12 protein-coding genes are annotated in these 19,573 nt (G+C 64.0%); 6 read left to right on the plus strand and 6 right to left on the minus strand.

Going from position 1 to position 19,573, the window contains the following annotated elements; translation table 11 throughout:
- Positions 1 to 5 precede the first annotated feature (5 nt).
- The 3 genes from ACPVPU_RS09475 to ACPVPU_RS09485 all read right to left on the minus strand — a co-directional run bounded on the left by ACPVPU_RS09475 (position 6) and on the right by ACPVPU_RS09485 (position 2,259).
- Positions 6 to 170 carry a hypothetical protein gene (locus ACPVPU_RS09475; RefSeq protein WP_448657693.1) on the minus strand — a complete coding sequence of 55 codons (165 nt, stop codon included), beginning with the start codon at positions 168 to 170 and terminating at the stop codon, positions 6 to 8.
- Positions 167 to 1,351, minus strand: coding sequence for a PepSY-associated TM helix domain-containing protein (locus tag ACPVPU_RS09480; RefSeq protein WP_448657694.1), 1,185 nt, complete (start codon positions 1,349 to 1,351; stop codon positions 167 to 169). Before ACPVPU_RS09480 ends, ACPVPU_RS09475 begins: the two co-directional genes overlap by 4 nt.
- 275 nt (positions 1,352 to 1,626) lie before the next feature.
- Positions 1,627 to 2,259 (minus strand): LuxR C-terminal-related transcriptional regulator, encoded by a 633-nt coding sequence (locus ACPVPU_RS09485; protein ID WP_448657695.1) that lies wholly within the window; start codon positions 2,257 to 2,259, stop codon positions 1,627 to 1,629.
- Positions 2,260 to 2,442: 183 nt separating this feature from the next.
- Here ACPVPU_RS09485 and ACPVPU_RS09490 point away from each other — a divergent pair, with 183 nt between their 5' ends.
- The 6 genes from ACPVPU_RS09490 (at position 2,443) to ACPVPU_RS09515 (ending at position 7,290) form a co-directional block, all read left to right on the plus strand.
- A complete protein-coding gene (locus ACPVPU_RS09490; protein ID WP_448657696.1) occupies positions 2,443 to 3,510 on the plus strand; it encodes a type III polyketide synthase in 1,068 nt (355 codons plus the stop codon).
- Positions 3,507 to 4,199 carry a methyltransferase domain-containing protein gene (locus ACPVPU_RS09495; RefSeq protein WP_448657697.1) on the plus strand — a complete coding sequence of 231 codons (693 nt, stop codon included), beginning with the start codon at positions 3,507 to 3,509 and terminating at the stop codon, positions 4,197 to 4,199. Before ACPVPU_RS09490 ends, ACPVPU_RS09495 begins: the two co-directional genes overlap by 4 nt.
- A complete protein-coding gene (locus ACPVPU_RS09500) occupies positions 4,178 to 5,278 on the plus strand; it encodes an NAD(P)/FAD-dependent oxidoreductase (protein WP_448657698.1) in 1,101 nt (366 codons plus the stop codon). The genes ACPVPU_RS09495 and ACPVPU_RS09500 overlap by 22 nt, the downstream gene beginning before the upstream one ends.
- Positions 5,279 to 5,288: 10 nt before the next feature.
- Positions 5,289 to 5,858, plus strand: coding sequence for a sigma-70 family RNA polymerase sigma factor (locus ACPVPU_RS09505; RefSeq protein WP_448657699.1), 570 nt, complete (start codon positions 5,289 to 5,291; stop codon positions 5,856 to 5,858).
- On the plus strand, positions 5,851 to 6,567 hold the full coding sequence (locus ACPVPU_RS09510; RefSeq protein ID WP_448657700.1) for an anti-sigma factor: 717 nt from the start codon (positions 5,851 to 5,853) through the stop codon (positions 6,565 to 6,567). The genes ACPVPU_RS09505 and ACPVPU_RS09510 overlap by 8 nt, the downstream gene beginning before the upstream one ends.
- A gap of 153 nt (positions 6,568 to 6,720) precedes the next feature.
- A complete protein-coding gene (locus ACPVPU_RS09515; RefSeq protein WP_448657701.1) occupies positions 6,721 to 7,290 on the plus strand; it encodes a fasciclin domain-containing protein in 570 nt (189 codons plus the stop codon).
- A gap of 141 nt (positions 7,291 to 7,431) precedes the next feature.
- On the opposite strand, the gene ACPVPU_RS09520 is transcribed toward ACPVPU_RS09515, so the two are convergent.
- From ACPVPU_RS09520 to rpoB, 3 genes are all read right to left on the minus strand, one after another.
- The gene (locus ACPVPU_RS09520; RefSeq protein WP_448657702.1) at positions 7,432 to 10,446 is read right to left on the minus strand and encodes a M10 family metallopeptidase C-terminal domain-containing protein; all 3,015 of its coding nucleotides are present in this window, start codon (positions 10,444 to 10,446) and stop codon (positions 7,432 to 7,434) included.
- 308 nt (positions 10,447 to 10,754) lie between these two features.
- Positions 10,755 to 15,044, minus strand: coding sequence for a DNA-directed RNA polymerase subunit beta' (gene rpoC, locus ACPVPU_RS09525; protein WP_448657703.1), 4,290 nt, complete (start codon positions 15,042 to 15,044; stop codon positions 10,755 to 10,757).
- Between the two features lie 76 nt (positions 15,045 to 15,120).
- Positions 15,121 to 19,278, minus strand: a complete 4,158-nt coding sequence (rpoB, locus tag ACPVPU_RS09530; RefSeq protein ID WP_448657704.1) for a DNA-directed RNA polymerase subunit beta — start codon at positions 19,276 to 19,278, stop codon at positions 15,121 to 15,123.
- Positions 19,279 to 19,573: the final 295 nt, after the last annotated feature.

A 19,573-nucleotide genomic window follows, 5' to 3' on the forward strand; every position in this document is an offset into this window, starting at 1 on the left:
GTTGTTCAGCGTTGGCGGCTGCGCACGGCCAGAACCGTCGCCAGCACTGGCACCGACAATGCGGCCGATGCGGCCAGATCGGCGATTCCGTCGCCGGTCAGCGCCAGTACCAGCCCGCCCAGGCTGAGCACGCCGACCACGGCGGGTATGGCAAAGGTCGACCGGATCATTCCGCCGGTTCCGGCATCATCGCGGTTGCGGGTATCAGGCCTCCGGTCTCCACCTCTTGCACCGGTGCCTCCGCCCCGCGCCGCCGCCCAAGCCACAGATACAGGCCTGACCCCAGCACCAGGATGGTGAACACATCCAGCACCGCCCACAGGATCTTCAGGGGCAGGCCGCCATAGTCGCCAAAATGCAGCGGCTGGGAATAAAGCAGCGCCTGTACATACCAGGGCAGGGGGCGGGCGTCGGTAAATTCGCCGGTCGCGCCGTCGATCAGGGCGGGGGTCAGCATCCGCTCGGTCAGCGGCGTGCTGCCCTGCATGAACACCGCCATATGGTGCGCCGAGCTGTATGCGCCGCCGGGAAAGGCGATGAATTGCGGATTGGTGCCCGGCAGCGCCGAACGGGCGGCGGCCATCGCCCGGTCCACCGATCCATAGCGAGCCGGTGACAGCGGGGGGCGACCGGCATAGGCCGTCGTCATCTGCGCCAGTTCGCTTTGCTGCCATCCCTGAATGATCGGCGTGGCAAGCGTGTGAATGATGCCCGTGACACCAACCACGCTGGCCCAGACCAAGGCGGTGATGCCGAGCAGATTATGCGTATCCAGCCATTTCAGACGCTGGCTGCGACCGGTGCGCAGCGTGCCGAAGTCCAGCTTTCGCATGAACGGGGCATAGAGGACGACACCGGAGACGAGCGCAACGACGAACAACAGCCCCATTGCCCCCAGAAACAACATGCCGGGCAGGCCCAGAAACATGTCGGTGTGAAGCTGCAGGATGAAGTGCATCACCCCATCGTCGCTCGCCGCGCCGGCGGGTTCGCCGGTCGCGCGGTTGAACAGCATCACCGTCATTTCCTCCGCCGGCGAATCAGGACGCGGGGCGGTGGTGACGGTCAGCACCGGGCTGGCATTGTCGAACGCCATGAACACCGGCACTTCGCCAGGCCGCTGCGCCAGGCCCTTTGCCAGCATCTCATCCAGCGTACGCAGGGATGGATCGGTTCCCGCCGACGGCGCACCCCGCATCCCCGCGATCACGTCGTCGCCGGTCAGGGCATCGATTTCGTCGTGAAAGATCAGCGGCAGGCCGGTAACGCATAGCATCAACAGGAACAGCGTGCACAGGATGCTCGACCATTTGTGGACGAGGAACCACGCGCGGATCACGCCGCGACTCATGTCCGATGTTCCAATGCGGTAATGCGAACCATTATCATTCGCGCTTAGCGAACGACCGCATCACGGGCAAGCGACAATTGCTGTCCAATGTTCGACGAGAGGTAGGGGAGGGCGGACGTTACGAAGGCTGGGCTTTGGACAAGGAGATGGGGCGGGACCGGAGGAGGGGATGCCGATCAGCGCCCGGATCGCTTTCGTAACGTCCTGGAAATCGAAATAGTCGATCCGGCCCGATGCGACGATACGGTCATTGGCCGGTATGGGCCAAAGACCAGTTACAGTCCCGCTTCGACCGCCACCCGGATCATGTCTGCGGTAGTCGGCGTTCCCAATCGGTCCATCAGGATCGCACGGTGCATCTTCACCGTTTTTTCGGACAGGCCGAGGACGTTGGCGATCTGCTTGTTGAGCAGTCCGTTCGAAGCCAGTTTAAGCACCTGGCGCTGCCGTTCCGACAGGTTCTTCACCCGCTCTGCCGCGCGGATGCGCCGGGCGGTCGATGGTCCGCGGCTGTCGTCCGGCAATTCAACCTGCGACCCCAGAAAATACACCAGCGCATCATTCTCGTCGAAGATCGGCGCGACCAGCACGGCATTGCGAAACGGAGTCCCGTCCCGCTTGTAATTCAGGATCTCGACCAGGACCGGCCGGTGGTCCCGGACACCCTCCCGAATGGCTTCGGACAGCCATGGTTCGGTGCCCGGCCCAGACAGGAACCGGCAATTGCGCCCGACGACCATGTGTTCGGGATACTGGGTCAGTTCGCAAAACGCCCGGTTGCAGGCCACGATCGGGTTGTCTTGCAGCCGGGGATTGCTGATCACCGATGCGACGGGACTGTCGGCGATCAATTGCAGGATGTGCGGATCAATCAGCGTGATCGTGTCGGTCGACTGACTGGCCCTCATTGCCATAAGTTAACTCGCCAAGCGGCGAATAGCCAGCGAAAGCGAACGGTTGGCGACAAATCCTTCCACGATCAGCCCCCGGCGTCGGGTGGTAGGGGGCAACCAGCCGGAAACGCACCTTGCAATTTGCGGTGGGAGGGTCGACCTTGCGGAGCGGCGGGGGCCGTGCAGATCGGACGACGGGTGAGCGCTGAACCAGCTTTTTTGAATGCCATCGCCACCGCCACCCCCGAACATGACATCCATGATGCCTTTGTCGGATGGGCTTCGTCCCGCCTGGACGGGCGCGACCGGGCGATTTTCACGCGGATGGCGGCGCGTTCCGGGATCAGGCACCGCTGGTCCGTGCTCCCCTATGCCCGTGAAGGGGACGGTTCGCCGATTGACGAGGGTGGCTTTTATGCCTTGGGCCGGATGCCCGGTACGGCGGAGCGGATGCAGGTTTACGCGCAAGCCGCGCCCGATCTGGCGGCTCGTGCCGTTTCATCGCTCGATGCCCCGATCCACAGTGCCACGCACCTGGTCGTTGCCAGCTGCACCGGCTTTACCGCACCCGGCATCGATCAGATCCTGGTGCACCGGCTGGGATTGTCGCCGACGGTCGAGCGGACGCTGATCGGCTTCATGGGTTGTTATGCTGCAGTCGTCGCCTTGCGCACCGCCCGGCAGATCGTCCGGTCGGACCCGACGTCGCGCGTCCTGGTGGTGACCGTCGAATTGTCGACCCTGCATCTTCAACCGGATCGGGCGATCGAGCCGCTGCTCGCCATGCTGCAGTTCGGCGACGGTGCCGCTGCCGCCTGGGTGACGGCCGAGCAACGCGGCATGCGGCTGTCCCGCCCCTTTTCCCTGACGTTGCCCGACAGTGGTCCGCTGATCCGGTGGCACATCGGCGATACCGGGTTCGCCATGCATCTGTCGGGCGAGGTGCCGGGCCGCATCCTGGCGGCCCTTGGCGACCCGGCGGTCCGCGGGACGATCACGGGCGGAACCGCGCCGGATCAGCTCGCATGGGCCGTCCATGCCGGCGGGCGCTCGATCCTCGATGCGGTGACCGCCGGGTTGGAGCTCGATGCGGATGCCCTTGATCGATCGCGGGCCGTGCTTGAACGGGCTGGCAACATGTCGTCATCGACGCTGATGTTCGTGCTTGCCGATCTGATGGCTGCGTCAGAGGCGCGGCCGGGCATCGCCCTAGCCTTCGGCCCCGGTCTGGCGGCCGAGGGTCTGGCGTTCGGGCCGGTGCAATGACCCTGGCCGTTCGCAGCATGCAGGCCGAGCAGATGGATGCGGATGATCTGCCGCAACCCGTTTACGCCGCCGTTCTGGCCGATCTGGCGCGGGTCAATCGGTGGACGATGACTGCGCGTCCGATCCTGAACTATCTGTCGCGCGTCGTCCCGCCGGGACAGCCCTTTTCGCTGCTGGATGTCGGTTTCGGTCATGGCGATGGCCTCCGCGCCGTCGAGCGATGGGCGCGCCGTCGCGGATCGGTCGCACGGCTGGTCGGCGTCGACCTGAACCCCGGCAGCGCGCCCGTCGCCCGGTCGGCCGCGCCAGCGGGGTCGCAGATTGAATATCGCACCGGCGATGCGGGCGACCTTGCGGAGCGGTTCGATTTCTGGACGGCGTCACAGGTGGCGCATCACATGACCGACGATGCGCTGGTGGCGTTCATCCAGTTGATGGAGGCGCGTGCCCGGCGCGGATGGGTGGTCGGCGACCTGCACCGGCACTGGCTGGCGCATCGCAGCTATCCGCTGCTGGCGCGGGTGCTGCGGGTTCATCCGATCGTCCGGGCCGATGGCACATTGTCGGTCGCCCGCGGGTTCCTGCCTCACGAAATGGGCGCGTTGATCGCTCGTGCGGGGCTCGACAGCGCGGCCACCACCATCCGCTGGTTCATGCCGTTCCGGTTATGCGTCGCACGGACGCGTTGATCCTGGGCGGCGGACCAGCGGGAAGCGCCGCTGCGATCCGGCTGGCCCAATCGGGGCAGGCCGTAACCCTGATCGAACGTCGAACCGATCCGGGCGAGGGGGTCTGCGGGGGTTTTCTGGGGCCTGACGGCATGACGGCCCTTGCGGCGCTGGGACTATCGCCTCCGGATATCGACGCCAGGCCCATTCGGTCGGTGCGGATGTTCAATGGCCGCGAACAGCGGCAACTCGCCTTGCCCTTTGCCGCGCATGGCATTTCGCGGGCCGTGATGGATGGGGCGCTGCTCGATCACGCGCGAAGGGAAGGGGTGACGGTACGATCCGGGATTGCCGTCCGCGCGCTCGAGGATGGCGGTGCCCGACTGTCCAACGGCGAAAGGCTGGGTGCCGGAACCGTCATGCTGGCGACGGGCAAGCATCCGCTGCGGGGCATTCAGCGCCGGGCCGAGGCGGTGGGCAAGGGCGCTGTCGGTATTCGCTGGACCATCCGGCCCAGCCCGCGGCTCGCGGCTGCGCTCGACGGGTCGGTCGATCTGATTGCGTTTCGGGGCGGCTATGCCGGTCTGCTTCTGCGTGGCGACGGGACGGCCAATCTCTGCCTGTCGATCGCGGCAAGCCGGGTGGCCGAAGCAGGCGGAATCGACGGCATCATCGAACGGCTGGGTCGCGAACAGCCGGTCTTCGCGTCCTGGTGCGATCAGGAGCGGCAGGGCGAGCGCAACAGCGTCGCCGACGTCCCCTATGGCTGGCGGGCGCGGGTACCGGCCATGGGCGCCTATCGATTGGGGGATCAGGCGGCGGTCATTGCGTCGATCGTGGGCGACGGCATGGCCATTGCGCTTAACAGCGGGATTATCGCCGCCGACGCAGCAGGCGCTGCCGATGGCCCGGATCTGTTTCAGGCACGGTTTGCGAGGCTGGCGCGGCGACCGGTCGCACTGGCCCAGGCGCTTCGCTGGGCAGCCGAACGGTCGGCGCCGCGTCGCGCAATGATCGCGCTTGCCGCGATCGCCCCGGGCTGGGTTGCCCGGGCAGCAAGCGCAACACGCATCATTGCCACAGCGCCCCCGCCGGGATAGGCATTGCAGCGTGACATCGGACAGCGGAACGGATCGTGCGCGACAGGCGCTCAGCGACGCGCTGGTCCAGGTGGCGACCGGCGACCGGGCGGCGCTGCGTCTGGTTTATGATCAGACCGTGTCGAAACTTTTCGGCATCTGCCTCCGTATCTGCGGAGAGCGGGAAGCGGCAGAGGACGTGGTGCAGGACGTTTACGTAAAGATTTGGCATTCGGCAGCACGCTTCGACCCCTCGCGCGCCAGCCCGATCACCTGGATGGCCACCATCGCGCGCAACACTGCGATCGACCGCATCCGGGCGACGGGAAACCGTCGGATGGAGGGTGAGGAAGCGGCATTGGCAGTGGCGGACGATCGGCCATCGGCATCCGATACCCTGATCGCAGCCGAGACCAGCGACCGCATTCGCACCTGTCTCGACACGCTGGACGAACGATCGCGTGGCATGATCCGCCAAGCCTATTTCGACGGAATGACCTATGCCGTCCTGGCCGAACGGACCGGTGCGCCGCTGGGGACGGTCAAGAGCCTGATCCGGCGGGGCTTGCTGCGGTTGCGGACGTGCATGGCCGATGACTGAGGAACAGGATATCCTGGCTGGCGAACTGGCGCTGGGCGTTCTGGACGGCGATGACCGGGCAGAGGCCATGCGCCTGAAGCTGAATGACCCGGCCTTTGCAGAAGCTGTTCGCCGGTGGGAATCGCTGTTGGCTCCGATGGCGGTTGCAACGGGTATTGCCGATCTTGCAGCGGCAACCATCTGGCAATCGCTTGAGCCGCGCCTTGCGGATCGTAGTGGCGCCGTCGACGTCGTCCAGCTGCCCCTGCGCCGGTCGCTTGCACGGTGGCGGGCGGGGGCCGTTGGATCGGCTTCGGTCGCGGCCGCGCTTGCCCTGGCTTTGATGCTGCGCCCCGACCCATCGCCTCTGCCTTCACCGGTACAGCCGGTTCAGGCGATTGCAGTCGCGCAGTTGAGTGGTGCAGCCGAAGGCCCGCTTTTGACGCTGCGTTATCAGCCAGAGCGTGGGGCGATGATCATCCGGGCCGACGGGGTGACCGCAGTCAACGCCTATGCGCCCGAACTATGGGTCATCCCGCAGGACGGCGTCCCGCATTCGCTGGGTCAGATTGCCCCCAGCGGCACGTCGCGAGTCACGGTGCCTGACAACCTGCGCGCGTTGATCCGGGACGGCGCGGTGCTGGCCATCACCATCGAGCCCCAGTCGGAAACGCCCCATCCAGCGCCCAGCAGTCCGCCGGTCGCTTCGGGCCATCTGGCGACGATCTGATTCCTGCCGTTTTCAGCGAAACCGTCCGTTTCGCAATTCTTACCTGTCGGTATGCATCCAGTGACAACCGCGATGCGTAACTTCGCTGCCTCCGGACCAGTACCCAGGTACTGATTGCCCCCCGCCCGGAGCAGAACAGGAAGGATGACCCCAATGCAGAATGTTTCCAAGCGATTCATGCTGTCGGTTGCCGCCGCCGCGCTGGCGATCACTGGTTCGGCCGCCGTTGCCAACCATCACAAGCAGAATCCGATGGTCGGCGGTGCAGCAATGTACGCGACCAAGACGATTGCCGAGAACGCCTCGGCCGCTCCCAACCTGACCACGCTGGTCGCTGCGGTGAAGGCTGCCGGCCTGGTCGACACGCTGGCCAGCCCGGGACCGTTCACCGTGTTCGCGCCCACCAATGATGCGTTCGGCAAGCTGCCCGCCGGCACGGTCGAAACGCTAGTCAAGCCCGAGAACAAGGGCACGTTGACCACGATCCTGACCTATCACGTCGTCCCCGGCACCTATACCGCCGACAAGATCGTCGCGGCGATCAAGGCAGGCGGCGGCAAGGCCGAGCTGACCACCGTGCAGGGTGGCAAGCTGACCGCTTCGCTGAAGGGCAGCTCTGTGGTGCTGACCGATGCCAAGGGCGGCATGTCCACCGTGACCACCGCCGATGTCATGCAGTCGAACGGCGTCGTTCACGTCATCGACACGGTGGTGATGCCCTGAACCCCTTCGGTCGGGGGCTAGTCATCCCATTGCCGCCCCCGATCGGCGCGCCCGCCGGACTTCCATCCCCCTCCTGACCGGCGGGTGCGTTTCATTGATGCGGGTCGGCTGGCCCCAGCGCGCCGGCCGGCCCGTTTCGCATCAGAACAGAAAGTCGTCGGCGTCCAGGCTGGCCTTGGCGACACCGGCGAGGATGATGGTACTGCCATCGGCAAGCTGGATGGCGGTGGATCCTCCGATTTCGGTCATGCGTGGCTGGAGCGTGGACCAGGTGAGGCCAAGCCCGCCCAGGACGACTTTGTCCACATTGACCGCGAAGTCGCCGATCGTGTCGATGCCGAACGCGCCGGAAAACTCGAAACGGTCGGCCCCGGCCTCGCCGAACAGAACGTCGTTGCCGCCGCCGCCGTTCAGCCGGTCATTGCCTGCGCCGCCGAGCAACCAGTTTGCCGTCTCGCTGCCGATCAGCACGTTGTCCAGCGCGTTGCCGACCCCGAACGGGGTTTCGCCCATCAGGGTGAGGGTCTCGACATTGGCATAGAGATAATAGCCTGCGCCCCGGATATCGGCCACCACCCCGTCGGTGCCGCCGCCCACTGCCTCGAACGTCAGGTCATCGGGCGTGTCGACGAAATACAAGTCGTCGCCGGCCCCGCCATCCAGCAGGTCGTAATCGCCTTCGCCGCTGTTGCCGTCGAGCACGTCCGCGCCGTCGCCACCGACCAGAATGTCGGTGAAGAAGCCAGTGCCGCCGAACAGGTCGTCGTTGCCACCCTCGCCATACAGCGCATCGGCGCCGTCGCCGCCCTCGATGCGGTCGTCATCGGCACCACCGGCCAGATAGTCGACCCCGCCACCGCCGATCAGGATATCGTCCCCCGTCTCGCCGAACAGCTGGTCGTCGCCGCCCGCACCCTCGATCCGGTCGCTGCCGCCGCCGCCCAGCAACAGGTTGCTCCCCTGATTGCCGGTGATCGCGTTGCTAAGCGCGTTGCCGACGCCGAACCAGTTCGCGCTGCCCGCCGCCAGGATCAGCCGCTCGACATTCGCGAACAGGTAATAGTTGGTCGAAGCGACCACCGTATCCATGCCCTGGCCCGCATCCTCGAACACCAGGTCGCCCTGGCTGTCGACAGTGTAGCTGTCGTCGCCCAAGCCCCCGTACAGCCGGTCATTGCCCGACCCGCCATCCAGAATGTCGTTGCCGGCAAGCCCGATCAGCGTATCGACACCGCCTTCGCCGCGCAGGAAATCGGCATTGGCCGTTCCGGTCAGCGTTTCACCGGCACTGGTGCCGACGATCGGATCCGCAACGGTGCTGAGGATCAGGTCGCTCATCTGGACCGTTTGCCGGACGAAGAGCTGGAACCGGCCAAGCGCGCCGGTCGCGGAGATGAAACTGCTGGTGCCGGACGCTTGGATACGGACATCGTACAAAGCCATCGCGGACAGATCGATCCGGTCGATGCCGGATTGAAAATCCTCGATCTGGTCCTGGGCAATGTCGGTCGATTGATCGATGGCCGTAAAGACGAACCGATCGGCCCCGGCATCACCATACATGAAATGCCGTCCCGTGCCCGCGCGGATCACATCGTCACCGGCGCCGCCACGCAGCGAACCGAATCCGGTCGTACCGTCGCTGCCGTACAGCGTGTCGTTGCCCTCGCCACCCGACAGATCGACCGTGACGAACCCGCTTTCGACCTGCAGGACATCGTCGCCGCTGCCGCCGGTGATCCGTACCGATTCGATCGAACGGATGTTCAATCCCAGGGCAGCAATCCCTGCGCTGGTCATCGTCAGTGGCGCACTGCCCGCGCGGACCAGATTGATGGTGTCCGTTCCCGCTCCGCCGTCGAAGGAGTCGGTCAGGTCGTCGATGTCGAAGGTCGCGCTGTCATTGCCAGCGCCGCCGATCAACCGGTCGATCCCTGCGCCACCGGTCAGATTGTCGTTGCCCGCGCCGCCGTCGAGCACATCGTCGCCAGCGTCGCCAAGCAGCGAATCATTGCCGTCACCGCCAAGCACGCTGTCATTGCCGAGGCTGGCGCTGATATAGTCGTCGCCCGCCAAGCCCTCGATGATGTCACTGCCGCGCCCGGCAAAGATGGTGTCGCGGATCGTCGATCCGATGACGGTCATGTCGTGGGTCGGCGCGACGATCGACAGCTGGACCGATTCGACGCCGACCATCGTGGATCCAGCAGCAAGCGCATCGCTCACGGACAGGCGGTCGCCGCGATAGGCAAAGGCGGAAATCTCGAAACTGTCGGTGCCCGCACCGCCATCGATGGCGAAGGACACGGAAAATCCGTCCGCCTCGACCGACAACTGGTCGTTGCCGTCCCCGCCGGACAGTGTATTGCGGCCCAGCCCTCCGACCAGTCGGTCGTTTCCGGAACCGCCGGTCAAGGTGTCGTTACCCTCGCGCCCGATGATGACATCATCGCCGCCCTTGCCGTCGATGACATCGGTGCCGCCAATGCCGAACAATCGCTCGTCTGCATCGGTGCCGTTCTGGGTCAGGGTCAGGCTGGTCGCATCCCACGACCATTGGGCGACCTGGGTACCCTTTTTCGTTTCGTCGCCATACAGTTCGCGCATCGCCTGGATATCGAACGGTTTCAGCGCGTCGCGCTGAGACCCGCCAGAGGTGTAGCTCATGACGGTATTGCTGAAATTATCCAGGTCTTCGGCCAGCGTATTCTCGCCTTCAAAGGGGTGCTTCAGTCCCAGAGCGTGGCCGATTTCGTGGAGCAGGATACCGTAATTGCTCATGAACTGAATGCCCATGAACACATCGCTGGACAGCGTGCCGCCGAACCCGTTGTCCGGAAAATAGGCAAATCCCGCCGCCGTGCTGTCCAGCGCCGACAGGTCGAACCCCATGAACTTCAAATCGCCTTCGCCGGGCGCAACCTCGAAAAAGGTGATGCCGGACACGGCGGAAAAGGCAGCGATCGCCTGTCGCACGACGGCCTGCTGCTCACTGCTATAGGCCTGGAACGTTGCCAGCCCGGATGCCGAATAGGTCCGGTAAAGATAATCGGGAACGACGGTGGGAAAGGAAAAGCTGATAAAGGCTGCCTGCCCCGGCTGACCGTTAATGGATGCCCCGGACAGCAGAGCGCGAAAATCCCGAACAATTGCCATCTGAAGCCCCCTCCGAACTGCTCGGGTATCAGGCTAATATAGTCGCGCGACTTTGCCCATAGTCGCCGCTGCCGGCCATGGCATTTGTTCCGGTCACCACACCGCCGTCATGCTGCATGAGAACAGGAAGTCGTGGGCGTCCAGGCTGGCCGTAGTGACGCCGGCAAGTACCCTTTGTCCATATTAACGACCAAGTCGCAGATGGGATCAATGCCCAACATATCGACTGCTATCATCGAACGCGCAAAGAAAAGGGCCACCGCCTGGATGAAGCCAGGCGGCGGCCCTCGCCCGATCGGTTAATCGGCTCAGTCGTTCAGATAGTCACCGGCATCCGCGTCGGTACCATGGCCGCTGTTGACCACCGCCGCCAGCGGATCGTCGCCGATGCCCGCCGAATCCCGCGCACTACGCGCGAGCTCGGCATCATGCTCTTCCTTGGCGGAAGCGGGAGCGATCAGCGACGCCCCCTGCATCTTCCGCTGGGCGACGCGCAACGCCGCATCGCGCGACGTGGCGGCAACCCGCAGGCGGTTCATTCCGGCACCGGTGCCCGCCGGGATCAGGCGGCCGACGATGACGTTTTCCTTCAAGCCAATCAGCGTGTCCTGCTTGCCCTGGACCGCCGCCTCGGTGAGCACGCGGGTGGTTTCTTGGAACGACGCGGCGGAGATGAAGCTGCGGGTCTGCAGCGACGCCTTGGTGATGCCGAGCAGGATCGGCTTGCCCTGGGCGGGCTGCTGACCCGGCTCCAGCTTGGCATTCACGGCATCCATTTCGTCCCGGTCGACCTGTTCGCCGGCCAGCAGCGTCGTGTCGCCGCCGTCGGTGATCTCGACCTTTTGCAGCATCTGGCGAACGATCACCTCGATGTGCTTGTCGTTGATCTTCACGCCCTGCAACCGGTAAACTTCCTGGATTTCGCTCACCAGATATTCGGCAAGCGGCTCGATGCCGAGCACTTCCAGAATGTCATGCGGATCGGGCGAACCACCGATCAGGTTGTCGCCACGCTTGACGTAGTCGCCTTCCTGAACGTCGATCACCTTGGACTTCGGCACCAGATATTCCACGACCTCGCTGCCGTCCTCGGGCTGAATGCCGATCTTGCGCTTGGCCTTGTAATCCTTGCCGAACACGACGCGGCCCGAAACCTTCGCGATGATCGCGTTTTCCTTGGGCTTGCGCGCTTCGAACAGCTCGGCGACGCGCGGCAGACCGCCGGTGATGTCACGGGTCTTGGCGGACTCGCGGCTGGCTCGGGCCAGCACGTCACCGCCCTGAACCTGCGCACCGTCCTCGACCGACAGCACCGTGCCCGGTGCCAGCATGTAGCGGCCGGCCTCGCCCGACGCATCGTCGTGCAGGGTCAGGCGCGGACGAAGATCTTCCTTCGACCGCGACGCGGCGCGATATTCCGTCACCACGCGCTGCGCGATGCCGGTCGCTTCGTCCACCTGTTCGGTCAGCGTCTTGCCGTCGATCAGGTCCTGATACTTCACGATACCCGGATTTTCCGTGATCACCGGCATGGTGAACGGATCCCATTCCGCCATCCGGTCGCCCTTTGCCACCGGCGCGCCGTCGGCGTGCATGACATAGGCACCATAGGGAATGCGATGAACCGCCAGGTCACGACCTTCGCCGTCGACGATGGCCAGTTCGCCCGAACGCGACAGCACGACGCGACGGCCGCGCTGATCGTTGATCAGGCGCAGATCGCGGTGTTCGATGATGCCATCGATCGATGCTTCCAGGTTGGACTGTTCGTTCAACTGAGCCGCACCGCCGATGTGGAAGGTCCGCATCGTCAGCTGTGTGCCCGGCTCACCGATCGACTGGGCGGCAATGACGCCGACCGCTTCACCGATATTCACCGGCGTACCGCGGGCCAGGTCACGGCCATAGCATTTCGCGCAGACACCGATCTTGGCTTCGCAGACCAGCGGCGAGCGGATCTTCATCCCCTGGATGCCGATGGCTTCGATCTGGGCGATGTGCCCCTCGTCCAGCAGCGTGCCGGTGGGGATGATCACCTCGCCGGACTTGCTGTCGACTACATCCTCTGCCGTGGTGCGGCCAAGGATCCGTTCGCCGAGCGACGCGATGGTCGAGCCGCCCTGCACGATCGAGCGCATTTCCAGCGCGCGCTGCGTGCCGCAATCCTGCTCCATCACCACGCAGTCCTGCGACACGTCGACCAGACGGCGGGTCAGATACCCCGAGTTCGCCGTCTTGAGCGCGGTATCGGCCAGGCCCTTGCGGGCGCCGTGCGTCGAGTTGAAATATTCAAGAACGGTCAGACCTTCCTTGAAGTTCGAGATGATCGGCGTCTCGATGATCTCGCCCGACGGCTTGGCCATCAGGCCGCGCATCCCGGCAAGCTGCTTGATCTGCGCCTGCGAGCCACGGGCACCGGAGTGAGCCATCATGTAGATCGAGTTGATCGGCTTCTCGCGACCCTGGTTGGGGCCGTCGTCGTACCGCTTCACCGCCTTGATCTCGTCCATCATGGCGGCCGCCACCTGGTCGCCGCAACGGCTCCACGCGTCGATCACCTTGTTGTACTTTTCCTGCTGGGTGATCAGGCCGTCCTGATATTGCTGCTCGAAATCCTTGACCAGGGTGCGGGTCTCGTCGACCAGCGCCACCTTGCTGTCCGGGATGATCATGTCGTCCTTGCCGAACGAGATGCCGGCCTTGAACGCGTGGCGGAAGCCCAGCGTCATGATGCCGTCGGCAAACAGCACCGTCTCCTTCTGGCCGGTGTGGCGATAGACGGTGTCGATGACGTCGCCGACTTCCTTCTTGGTCAGCAGGCGGTTGATCGTCTCATAGGGAACGCGGTGCGACTGGGGCAGCTTTTCGCCGATCAGCAGGCGGCCCGGGGTCGTCTCGACACGCTTCTGATAGACGTTGCCGTCCTCATCGGTCTGCGCGACGCGCGTCACGATCTTGGTGTGCAGCGTAACGGCACCGGTATCCAGCGCGTGATGCACCTCCGCCATGTCGGACAGCATCATGCCTTCGCCCGGCTCGCCTTCCTTCATCATCGACAGATAATAAAGGCCAAGTACCATGTCCTGCGACGGCACGATGATCGGCTTGCCGTTTGCGGGCGACAGGATGTTGTTGGTCGACATCATCAGGACGCGCGCTTCCAGCTGCGCCTCAAGGCTCAGGGGTACGTGCACGGCCATCTGGTCGCCGTCGAAGTCGGCGTTGAACGCCGAGCAGACGAGCGGGTGCAGCTGGATCGCCTTGCCCTCGATCAGCACGGGTTCGAACGCCTGGATCCCCAGGCGGTGGAGCGTCGGCGCGCGGTTCAGCAGCACAGGGTGCTCGCGGATCACCTCGTCCAGGATGTCCCAGACTTCCTTGCGCTCCTTCTCGACCCACTTCTTGGCCTGCTTGAGGGTCATGGACAGACCCTTGGCGTCGAGGCGCGCGTAGATGAACGGCTTGAACAGCTCGAGCGCCATCTTCTTGGGCAGGCCGCACTGATGCAGCTTCAGCTCAGGACCGGTCACGATGACCGAACGGCCAGAATAGTCGACGCGCTTGCCGAGCAGGTTCTGACGGAAGCGGCCCTGCTTGCCCTTCAGCATGTCGGACAGCGACTTCAGCGGACGCTTGTTGGCGCCGGTGATCGTACGGCCGCGACGGCCATTGTCGAACAGGGCGTCGACGGCTTCCTGCAACATGCGCTTTTCGTTGCGGACGATGATGTCCGGCGCGCGCAGCTCCATCAGCCGCTTTAGGCGGTTGTTGCGGTTGATGACGCGGCGATAGAGGTCATTGAGGTCCGACGTCGCAAAGCGGCCGCCGTCCAGCGGCACCAGCGGGCGGAGTTCCGGCGGAATGACCGGCACGACGTCCAGGATCATCCATTCCGGGCGGTTGCCGGAATCGATGAAGCTTTCGACGACCTTCAGCCGCTTGATGATCTTCTTGGGCTTCAGTTCCGACTTGGTGGTGGCCAGTTCCTCAAGCAGGTCGCGGCGCTCGCCCTCCAAGTCGAGGTCGATCAGCATCTGCTTGACCGCCTCTGCACCGATCCCGGCGGAGAACGCGTCCTCGCCATACTGGTCCTGCGCGTCGAGCAGTTCGTCCTCGGTCAGCAGCTGATACTTCTCGAGCGGGGTCAGGCCCGGCTCGATCACGATATAGCTCTCGAAATAGAGGACGCGCTCAAGCTGCTTCAGCTGCATGTCGAGCAGCAGGCCGATGCGGCTGGGCAGCGACTTCAGGAACCAGATGTGCGCGACCGGGGCGGCGAGCTCGATATGGCCCATGCGCTCGCGGCGGACCTTGGACACGGTCACTTCCACGCCGCACTTTTCGCAGACGATGCCCTTGTACTTCATGCGCTTGTACTTGCCGCACAGGCATTCGTAATCCTTGATCGGACCGAAGATGCGCGCGCAGAACAGGCCGTCACGCTCGGGCTTGAACGTGCGATAGTTGATCGTCTCGGGCTTCTTGATCTCGCCGAACGACCAGCTGCGGATGCGGTCGGGGGACGCGATGCCGATCTGGATCTGGTCAAAGGTTTCCGGCTTGGCGACCGGATTGGCGAAGTTGGTCAGTTCGTTCATTTCTGCTTCCTCTTGGGAGGATCAATGTCTGGCGCGGAGGGGGAGGGCGCTATCCGAAAGGCAGCGCCCGGTTCCCTTACTCCGCCGCGATCGCGACGCCGTCGTCGTCGAAGCCCAGGTCCTCATCGGTCTTGAGTTCGACATTCAGGCCCAGCGAGCGCATTTCCTTGACGAGCACGTTGAAGCTTTCCGGAATGCCGGCCTCGAACGTGTCGTCACCCTTGACGATCGCCTCATAGACCTTGGTGCGGCCGACCACGTCGTCGGACTTCACCGTCAGCATTTCCTGCAGCGTATAGGCAGCGCCATATGCCTGCAGTGCCCAGACCTCCATTTCGCCGAACCGCTGGCCGCCGAACTGCGCCTTGCCGCCCAGCGGCTGCTGGGTGACGAGCGAGTAGGGGCCGATCGAGCGAGCGTGGATCTTGTCGTCGACCAGGTGGTGCAGCTTCAGGACGTACTTATAGCCGACAGTCACCTTGCGGTCGAAGGATTCACCGGTTCGGCCGTCGTACAACGTCACCTGACCGCTTTCGTCCAGCCCGGCCAGCTTCAGCATCGCGGACACGTCGGCTTCCACCGCGCCGTCGAACACTGGCGTTCCCATCGGAACGCCCGCGCGGACATTCTGGGCCAGGTCAATCAGCGAGGCGGTATCGCGGTTATCGATCTGATCGTCGTAATTCTCGCCATACACTTCCTTCAGCAGTGCCCTGACTGCCTCCGGCGGCTGCCCGGCCTGCGGGTCCGGATTGGCTTCGCGCCAGGCATCCAGCGCCTCGCCGATCCGCGCGCCCAGACCGCGGGCGGCCCAGCCGAGATGGGTTTCGAAGATCTGACCGACGTTCATGCGCGACGGCACGCCCAGCGGATTGAGCACGAAATCGACCGGGGTTCCGTCCTCCAGGAAGGGCATGTCCTCCTGCGGCAGGATGCGGCTGATGATGCCCTTGTTGCCGTGACGGCCGGCCATCTTGTCGCCCGGCTGCAGCTTGCGCTTCACCGCGACGAACACCTTGACCATCTTGAGCACGCCCGGCGGCAGTTCGTCACCGCGCTCCAGCTTTTCGCGGCGGTCGTCGAACTTGTCCTTGATGCGCTTCACGGCCTCATCATACTGGACCTTCACCGCTTCCAGGTTCGACTGCATCGCGTCGTCGGCAACGGCGAACTTCCACCATTCGTGCCGCTCGGCCTCCTCCAGCACCTCCTCGGTGATCTCGACGCCCTTCTTCAGACCCTTCGGCACCGCAGTCGCGGTCTGGCCGAGCAGCATCTCCTTCAGCCGCGACCAGGTGGCACGGTTCAGAATGTTGCGCTCGTCGTCCGAATCCTTCTTCAGCCGCTCAATCTCCTCGCGCTCGATCGTCATCGCGCGCTCGTCCTTGTCGATGCCGTGACGGTTGAAGACGCGTACGTCGACAATCGTGCCCGCAACACCCGGCGGCAGGCGGAGCGAGGTGTCACGCACGTCGCTCGCCTTTTCGCCGAAGATGGCGCGCAGCAGCTTTTCTTCCGGCGTCATCGGGCTTTCGCCCTTCGGCGTGATCTTGCCGACCAGGATGTCGCCCGGTTCGACCTCGGCGCCGATATAGACGATGCCGGCTTCGTCCAGGTTGCGGAGCGCTTCCTCACCCACATTGGGAATGTCGCGGGTGATGTCTTCCGGCCCCAGCTTGGTGTCGCGGGCCATGACTTCGAATTCGTCGATATGGATCGAGGTGAACACGTCGTCCTTGACGATGCGTTCGGAGATCAGGATCGAATCTTCGTAGTTATAGCCGTTCCAGGGCATGAACGCGACCAGCACGTTACGACCCAGCGCCAGTTCGCCGAATTCGGTCGAAGGACCATCGGCGATGGTGTCGCCGGCATTGACCAGGTCGCCGACCTTCACCAGCGGACGCTGGTTGATGCAGGTGGACTGGTTCGACCGTTCGAACTTCATCAGCGTGTAGATGTCGACGCCGCTTTCCTGCGCCGACACGTCGCCGGTCGCACGGATCACGATACGGCTGGCATCGACCTGATCGACGATGCCCGCCCGCTTGGCGGCGATCGCAGCACCTGAATCCCGCGCAACGGTCTCTTCCATGCCGGTGCCGACGAACGGCGCCTCCGCCTTGATCAGCGGCACTGCCTGACGCTGCATGTTCGACCCCATCAGGGCGCGGTTGGCGTCGTCATTTTCCAGGAACGGAATGAGCGAAGCGGCGACCGACACCAGCTGCTTGGGGCTGACGTCCATCAGCGTGATCTGTTCGCGCAGCGCCATCAGGAACTCGCCGCCCTGACGTGCGGAAACCAGTTCCTCGGCAAACGACCCGTCGGCATTCAGCTCGGCCGAAGCCTGGGCGACGGTGTGCTTCTGCTCCTCCATCGCGGAGAGATAGACGACCTCGTTGGTCACCTTTCCGTCGATCACCTTGCGATAGGGCGTTTCGATGAAGCCGTATTTGTTCACCCGGCTGAAAGTCGCCAGCGAGTTGATCAGACCGATGTTCGGGCCTTCCGGCGTTTCGATCGGGCAGATACGGCCATAATGCGTCGGATGAACGTCGCGGACTTCGAAGCCAGCGCGCTCGCGGGTCAGACCGCCCGGCCCGAGCGCCGAAACGCGGCGCTTGTGCGTCACTTCCGACAGCGGGTTGGTCTGATCCATGAACTGCGACAGCTGGGACGAGCCGAAGAATTCGCGCACCGCTGCCACGGCGGGCTTCGCGTTGATCAGGTCGTTCGGCATGACGGTCGACACGTCGACCGAGCTCATGCGCTCCTTGACGGCCCGTTCCATCCGCAGCAGGCCGACGCGATACTGATTTTCCAGCAGCTCGCCCACCGAACGGACGCGGCGGTTGCCGAGGTTGTCGATATCGTCCACCTCGCCCTTGCCGTCCTTCAGATTCACCAGCGTCTTGACGACTTCCAGGATGTCTTCGGTGCGCAGCGTCGTCACCGTATCCGGGCAATCCAGGTCGAGGCGCATGTTGAGCTTGACGCGGCCGACCGCCGACAGGTCGTAGCGGTCCGGATCGAAGAACAGGCCAGCGAACAGCGATTCAGCCGTTTCCAGCGTCGGCGGCTCGCCAGGGCGCATCACGCGGTAGATGTCGGACAGCGCCTGTTCTCGCTCTTCGGCCTTGTCAGCCTTCAGCGTGTTGCGGATCCAGGCACCGGTCGACACATGATCGATGTCGAGCAGCTCGATCCGGTCGATACCAGCCTTGTCCAGCTTCTCCAAGTTCTCGGCGCCGATCTCGTCGCCCGCCTCGACATAGATTTCGCCCGTCGTTTCGTTGATCAGGTCGAAGGCCGAATAGCGGCCATAAATTTCCTCGGTCGGGATCAGCAGGTCGGTCAGGCCATCCTTGGCCGCTTTGTTAGCAGCGCGCGGCGAAATCTTCTGGCCGGCCGGGAAGATCACTTCGCCGGATTTGGCGTCGACGATATCGAACATCGGCTTCTGGCCACGCCAGTTTTCTGCCGCGAACGGAATTTGCCAGCCGCCTTCGCCGCGGACGAACGTCACGCGGTTATAGAAGTGGTTGAGGATTTCCTCGCTATTCAGCCCCAGCGCATAGAGCAGGCTGGTCACCGGAAGCTTGCGCTTACGGTCGATGCGGACGTTGACGATGTCCTTGGCATCGAATTCGAAATCCAGCCACGACCCGCGATAGGGGATGACGCGGGCAGCGAACAGATACTTGCCCGAAGCATGCGTCTTGCCGCGGTCATGGTCGAACAGGACGCCAGGCGAGCGGTGCATCTGCGACACGATCACGCGCTCCGTGCCGTTGACGATGAACGTGCCGTTCTCCGTCATCAGCGGCATGTCGCCCATGTAAACGTCCTGCTCCTTGATGTCGAGCACGGAGCGGGCATCGGTATCCGGGTCCACCTCGAACACAATGAGGCGCAGCGTGACGCGCATCGGCGCGGCATAGGTGATGCCCCGCTGGCGGCATTCTTCCTGGTCGAACTTCGGCGATTCAAGCTCGTAGTTCACGAAATCGAGTTCAGCCGTGCCGGCGAAGTCGCGGATCGGAAACACGCTGCGCAGCGTCTTTTCCAGGCCGGACACATAGCCGATCGACGGATCCGACCGCAGGAACTGTTCGTAGGATTCGCGTTGAACCTCGATCAGGTTCGGCATCTGCACCACTTCGTGGATGTCGCCGAACACCTTGCGGATGCGGCGCTTCATGGTGCCGCTCTCGATCGCCTTGGTTGCCATAGTTGAGGATTGCCCTTGTTGAAACAGAAGGTCGTGCAGTCGAAAATCACATCCGGAATGCCACCGGATCATGCACGCAACCGACGCAAAAAAAAGCCGCGCATTCATCGCCTGGCAGGCGAGGATGGCAGCTTTACGGCGTCGTGATACCGGATGATCCATTCATGGGTGCGCTGCGCGACGGCGTACCTTGCTCGATCAGCTAGTTGGCGTGAGATAGCGGCCTGTCCCGTCCGTGTCAATCGTACCTGCTGGCTCTCGCCATTTGCTTATCCGTCGTCAAGTTGATGCCGAC

The organism is Sphingomonas paludis, from assembly GCF_053502515.1.

Bases quoted from the DNA above. Each gene is read 5' to 3' on its own strand.
- ACPVPU_RS09475 (WP_448657693.1), bottom strand. From the start codon at position 170: ATGATCCGGTCGACCTTTGCCATACCCGCCGTGGTCGGCGTGCTCAGC.
- ACPVPU_RS09510 (WP_448657700.1), top strand. From the start codon at position 5,851: ATGACTGAGGAACAGGATATCCTGGCTGGCGAACTGGCGCTGGGCGTT.
- ACPVPU_RS09485 (WP_448657695.1), bottom strand. From the start codon at position 2,259: ATGAGGGCCAGTCAGTCGACCGACACGATCACGCTGATTGATCCGCAC.
- rpoB (WP_448657704.1), bottom strand. From the start codon at position 19,278: ATGGCAACCAAGGCGATCGAGAGCGGCACCATGAAGCGCCGCATCCGC.
- ACPVPU_RS09520 (WP_448657702.1), bottom strand. From the start codon at position 10,446: ATGGCAATTGTTCGGGATTTTCGCGCTCTGCTGTCCGGGGCATCCATT.
- ACPVPU_RS09515 (WP_448657701.1), top strand. From the start codon at position 6,721: ATGCAGAATGTTTCCAAGCGATTCATGCTGTCGGTTGCCGCCGCCGCG.
- ACPVPU_RS09495 (WP_448657697.1), top strand. From the start codon at position 3,507: ATGACCCTGGCCGTTCGCAGCATGCAGGCCGAGCAGATGGATGCGGAT.
- rpoC (WP_448657703.1), bottom strand. From the start codon at position 15,044: ATGAACGAACTGACCAACTTCGCCAATCCGGTCGCCAAGCCGGAAACC.
- ACPVPU_RS09500 (WP_448657698.1), top strand. From the start codon at position 4,178: ATGCGTCGCACGGACGCGTTGATCCTGGGCGGCGGACCAGCGGGAAGC.
- ACPVPU_RS09480 (WP_448657694.1), bottom strand. From the start codon at position 1,351: ATGAGTCGCGGCGTGATCCGCGCGTGGTTCCTCGTCCACAAATGGTCG.